General features: G+C 71.2%; 5 protein-coding genes. 3 read left to right on the top strand and 2 right to left on the bottom strand.

Going from position 1 to position 4,580, the window contains the following annotated elements:
* The coding region (locus tag ABZ260_RS47120; protein ID WP_355631417.1) for a Xaa-Pro dipeptidyl-peptidase at positions 1-2,086 on the top strand (2,086 nt) is incomplete at its 5' end.
* Positions 2,087-2,296: 210 nt separating this feature from the next.
* Complete coding sequence (locus ABZ260_RS47115) at positions 2,297-2,467, top strand: hypothetical protein (protein ID WP_169750237.1); 171 nt, start codon at positions 2,297-2,299, stop codon at positions 2,465-2,467.
* A gap of 72 nt (positions 2,468-2,539) precedes the next feature.
* Here ABZ260_RS47115 and ABZ260_RS47110 read toward each other — a convergent pair whose 3' ends face one another.
* Both ABZ260_RS47110 and ABZ260_RS47105 read right to left on the bottom strand, forming a co-directional pair.
* Entirely contained in the window at positions 2,540-2,758 is a 219-nt protein-coding gene (locus tag ABZ260_RS47110) for a DUF2277 domain-containing protein (RefSeq protein ID WP_350927548.1), read from the bottom strand.
* Between the two features lie 96 nt (positions 2,759-2,854).
* Positions 2,855-3,214 (bottom strand): helix-turn-helix domain-containing protein, encoded by a 360-nt coding sequence (locus ABZ260_RS47105; RefSeq protein WP_355631414.1) that lies wholly within the window; start codon positions 3,212-3,214, stop codon positions 2,855-2,857.
* A gap of 150 nt (positions 3,215-3,364) precedes the next feature.
* Between ABZ260_RS47105 and ABZ260_RS47100 the strand changes: the two genes are divergently transcribed.
* The gene (locus ABZ260_RS47100; RefSeq protein ID WP_355631411.1) at positions 3,365-4,465 is read left to right on the top strand and encodes an NADH:flavin oxidoreductase/NADH oxidase; all 1,101 of its coding nucleotides are present in this window, start codon (positions 3,365-3,367) and stop codon (positions 4,463-4,465) included.
* Positions 4,466-4,580: the final 115 nt, after the last annotated feature.

Genomic DNA, 4,580 nt, shown 5'->3' with positions numbered 1-4,580 from the left:
ACTGCGGTTCGAAGGACGTCAGGCCGGCCACCGGGCCGCGGGAGAGGCGAACATGACGCTGGACCGCATCACCGGGATCCTCCCGGGCGGCGTCGCGGCGACCCTCTGGGAGCTTTCCTCGATGAACAGATGGAAGACGATCATCGTCGCGCTGGCGGTAATCCTGCCTGCCGGTGTCCTGCCGGCCGCCGCGTCACCCGCGGTGGCCGCCCGATCCACGGCCCCCCTGATAGAGAACGGCGAGACCCAGCCGGTCCACTCGCGCGCCGATGCGCTGACCGAGACCGTGTTCGTCGAGGTCGCCGGGGTCGACAGTGACGCCGACGGGCTCCCCGACCGGGTCGCCGTCGACATCATGCGGCCCAAGGAGACCGACTCCGGGATGAAGGTCCCGGTCATCATGGAGGCCAGCCCCTACTACGCGGGCGGCAACGACGTGCCCAACCACGTCGTCGACCTCGACGGCTCCGACCCCGCGGGCATGGAGTACCGGCGCAACAAGTTCAACGACCTGCACGACGAGATGTTCGGCGACGGCTTCGACGTGACCCGCGCGGTCGCTCCGCCCTTCCGCGGCTACTACGACAACTACTTCGTGCCGCGCGGCTACGCGATCGCGCTGGTGGAGAACCTCGGCTCGGGCCGGGCGACCGGCTGTCCCACCACCGGCCTGGACAACGAGACCGCGGGTCCCAAGGCCGCGATCGACTGGCTCAACGGCCGCGCCCGCGGATTCGACGCGGCCGGCAACGAGGTCAAAGCCGGCTGGTCCACCGGGAACGTCGGCATGATCGGCGTCTCCTACAACGGCACGCTGCCCAACGCCGTCGCCGCGACCGGGGTCAAGGGCCTCAAGGCGATCGTGCCGATCGCGGCCATCTCCTCCTGGTACGACTACTACCGGGCCAACGGCGGGGTGCTGGCCCCCGGCGGCTACCAGGGTGAGGACGCCGACGTGCTCGCCCGCTACGTGCTGACCCGTCAGAACGCCCAGCAGGCCTGCGGCGCGCTGATGGACCGGATAGAGAAGGACCAGGACCGGGTCACCGGCGACTACTCCGACTTCTGGGACCGGCGCAACTACCTCAACGACGTGCGCAAGGTCCGCGCGGCGGTCTTCCTGGTGCACGGCCTCAACGACTGGAACGTCAAGACCAAGCAGGCCGTCCAGTGGTGGGACGCCCTCGCGAAGCGGAACGTGCCCCGCAAGATCTGGCTCCACCAGGGCGCGCACTTCAACCCGTTCTCCTTCGCCGGGCGCAACGCCGAGTGGCTGCGCCAGCTCCACCGCTGGTTCGACTTCCACCTGTACGGCCTGCGCAACGGCATCATGGACGAGCCGCAGGCGGACGTGGAGTCGGGTCCTGGGCAGTGGGCGCAGCACGCCTCGTGGCCGCTGCCGGGCACCCGCGACGTACGGCTCCAGCTGGCCGCCGGGCAGGACGGCCGCAACGGCACCCTGGGCGCCGACCGCCCCCGAGGTCGCGCCGTCGTCGAGTCCTTCGTCGACCAGAGCACCCGCGGTGCCGAGCAGCTCGTCGAGAACACCGAGAGCACCGACCCCAACCGCCTGGCCTACCTGTCGAGTCCGCTGGCCCGCGACGCGCGCCTGTCCGGCACCCCGGAGGTCTCGGTGCGGGCCGCGTTCAAGGGCGGGCGCTCGCCATACCTGACGGCGCTGCTCGTCGACTACGGCACCGACGCCCGCGCCTACGGCGACGTCGCCTACGGTGCCACCCAGGTCTGCTACGGCCAGGGCGTGCCCGGCGACACCGGTTGCGCCCGGCTGGCCGAGCACGTCACGGTGACCGCCCCCTACAAGATCATCACAAGGGGCTGGCTGGACGTCCGTAACCGCGACTCCGTGGCCAGGACCGAACTGCTGCGCGAGGACCGCTTCTACGACTTCCGCTTCGACCTCCAGCCCGGCGACTACGTCGTCAAGGCCGGTCACCGGATCGGCGTCGTGCTCATCTCCGCGGACCGCGACTTCACGCTGCGCCTGCCCCCGGGCACCGCCGTCTCGGTCGACCCCCGCGCCAGCTCGGTCACCCTTCCCCTCGTCGGCGGCCGCTCCGCCCTCTAGGGGCACGACCTCGATCCGGATGAGCGGGCACGTTCCCGGCGTACCTGCTCACCGGATCGGGGAAGCCGTCGCTCCTGGCGGGCCGTCGTGTCCATCGAGCGTCCCGGGTGGGGACGGGGTCGGGGCCCGTCTGAGGGATAACCCTGGCCTGTCCCTGACATCGGCTCGCGGGTCTGCCGCCGGGCCCGGCCAGGGCCTAGCGTTGAGGGCATGGGACGAATTCTTCTGATCGTGGCGGCCGTGGTGATCGCCTTCATCTTGCTGGGCTCGGTTCTGGGCTTCCTGTTCACGCTCCTCAAGTGGGCTCTGATCATCGGCCTGGTGGGCGTGGTGGTCATGTTCGCGAGCAGGCTCTTCCGCTCCTCGAACGTGCGCGACTGACCGACGCCCGGTGAGCCCGGCCGCCGCCCGCCGGCACCCCCGTGTCGCCGGCGGGCGGGCAGACGTCTCCGGTCAGTCCTGGGACACCTGCTTCAGCTGGAGCTCGTCGAGCAGGGCCCGGGTCGCGGCGGTCACCGCGTCCACCGCCCTTTCGAAGGCCTCGGCGTTGCGCGCCGAGGGGGAGCGGAAACCCGACACCTTGCGGACGTACTGGAGCGCGGCGGCTCGTACGTCGTCGTCGGTCACGTCGCTGGCGTAGGGCTCACGGAGGGTCTTGATGCTGCGGCACATGACAGGACGGTACTCCGTCCCGTGGTTCTCCCGGTCCCGCCCCGCCATCCCGGCCGCGGGCCGCACCGTCACCGGGCCGGGCTGAGCCGGGCCGAGTCAGGTCGCCGGCAGACCGTCACGCTCCCGCTGGACCGCGTCGGCGGTCAGCACGGCGTCGAGGAGTCCGGGAAAGAGCGTGTCGAGGTCGTGGCGGCGTAGCGCGTTCATCTTGGCGGTCCCTCGGTAGACCTGGCTGATCACACCCGCCTCGCGCAGCACCCGGAAGTGGTGTGTGGTGGTCGATTTGGTGATCACCAGCTCGATCGCCGAGCAGGGGGCACCCTCACCCTCCCCCAGTCGCCACAGGAAGCGTACGATCCGCAGGCGCATCGGGTCGGACAGCGCGTGCAGCACGCCCTCCAGCCGGATCTCCTGGCAGGCGGGGTGCGCCAGAGCCCTGACGGACGCGGTCGACACGGCGGCTCCCTTCCTGGAGATCGGCTCGATTGTACGAAAGGAATCGTAGTTTGACATCTATCGTAGTACGTCGACTATCGTACTAGAGGGTTGCCGGAGCGTCGCCGGACGCCCCCGGAGAACGCGATCCCCCGAAGAAGGAGTACGGCAGTGAGTGTCCTGTTCGAGCCCGTGACATTGCGGAACCTCACCATCCCCAACCGGATCTGGATGGCCCCGATGTGCCAGTACTCCGCGGCGGTCGAGGGGCCCGACCAGGGGGCGCCGACCGACTGGCACCTGTCCCACCTGGCCGCTCGTGCGGTGGGCGGCGCCGGTCTCATCCTGGCCGAGGCCACCGCCGTCTCGCCGGAGGGCCGCATCAGCCCGGCGGACCTCGGGCTCTGGAACGACCGCCAGCGGGAGGCGTTCACCCGCGTCACCCGCTTTCTGCGGGAACACGGCGCGGTGCCCGGCATCCAGCTCGCGCACGCCGGGCGCAAGGCCTCGGTCCGCCGCACCTGGGAGGGTGGTGGGCCCACCGGCCCAGGCGAGCACGGCTGGCAGCCGATCGCGCCGAGCCCGGTCCCCTTCAACGACGGCCACCCCACCCCCGCGGAGCTGAGCGTCGGTGACATCGACCGGCTGGTGGGCGACTTCGCCGCGGCGGCGCGGCGGGCACTGGCCGCGGGCTTCCAGGTGGCCGAGATCCACGGCGCGCACGGCTACCTCATCGCCGAGTTCCTGTCGCCCTTCAGCAACCGCCGCACCGACGCGTACGGCGGCTCGTACGACAACCGCACCCGGTTCGCGCTCCGGGTCGTCGACGCGGTACGCGAGGTCTGGCCGGACGAGCTTCCCCTGTTCTTCCGCATCTCGGCCACGGACTGGCTGGCCGAGGACCCGCGGGACGACCGTGAGGGCTGGAGCGCCGACGACACGGTCCGTTTCGCCAAGGACCTGCTCGCCCACGGCGTCGACCTGCTCGACGTCTCGACCGGGGGCAACGTCGCCGGCGCGCGCATTCCCACGGGCCCCGGCTACCAGGTGCCGTTCGCGGCGAAGGTGAAGGCCGAGACCGATCTGCCGGTGAGCGCGGTCGGAGAGATCACCCGGCCCCGGCAGGCTGAGGAGATCATCGCCTCCGGTCAGGCCGACGCCGTCATGCTCGGCCGCGAGCTGCTCCGCGACCCGTACTGGCCGAACCACGCCGCCCGCGAGCTCGGCGCAGCCGAAGGCCGCTGGCCCGACCAGTACCATCGCGCGGTCTGAGGCTCCGCCCGCCTTCACCCCGCGGGTCTCTCCCGAAGGAAGGGACGCGCGGATGGGGACGGTCGGGGAAGGATTCAGCGGACCGGCCCGCCAGGGGGCGCACCCCCGGGGGTCG

The sequence above is a fragment of the Streptosporangium sp. NPDC006013 genome (assembly GCF_040614275.1).
GTDB lineage: Bacteria > Actinomycetota > Actinomycetes > Streptosporangiales > Streptosporangiaceae > Streptosporangium.
The sequence above is the reverse complement of the archived record's forward strand: the minus strand, read 5'-3'. Positions and strand labels throughout refer to the sequence as shown.

Excerpts from the sequence above, each read along its gene's own strand:
- ABZ260_RS47115 (WP_169750237.1), top strand. The coding sequence starts at position 2,297 with ATGGGACGAATTCTTCTGATCGTGGCGGCCGTGGTGATCGCCTTCATC.
- ABZ260_RS47110 (WP_350927548.1), bottom strand. The coding sequence starts at position 2,758 with ATGTGCCGCAGCATCAAGACCCTCCGTGAGCCCTACGCCAGCGACGTG.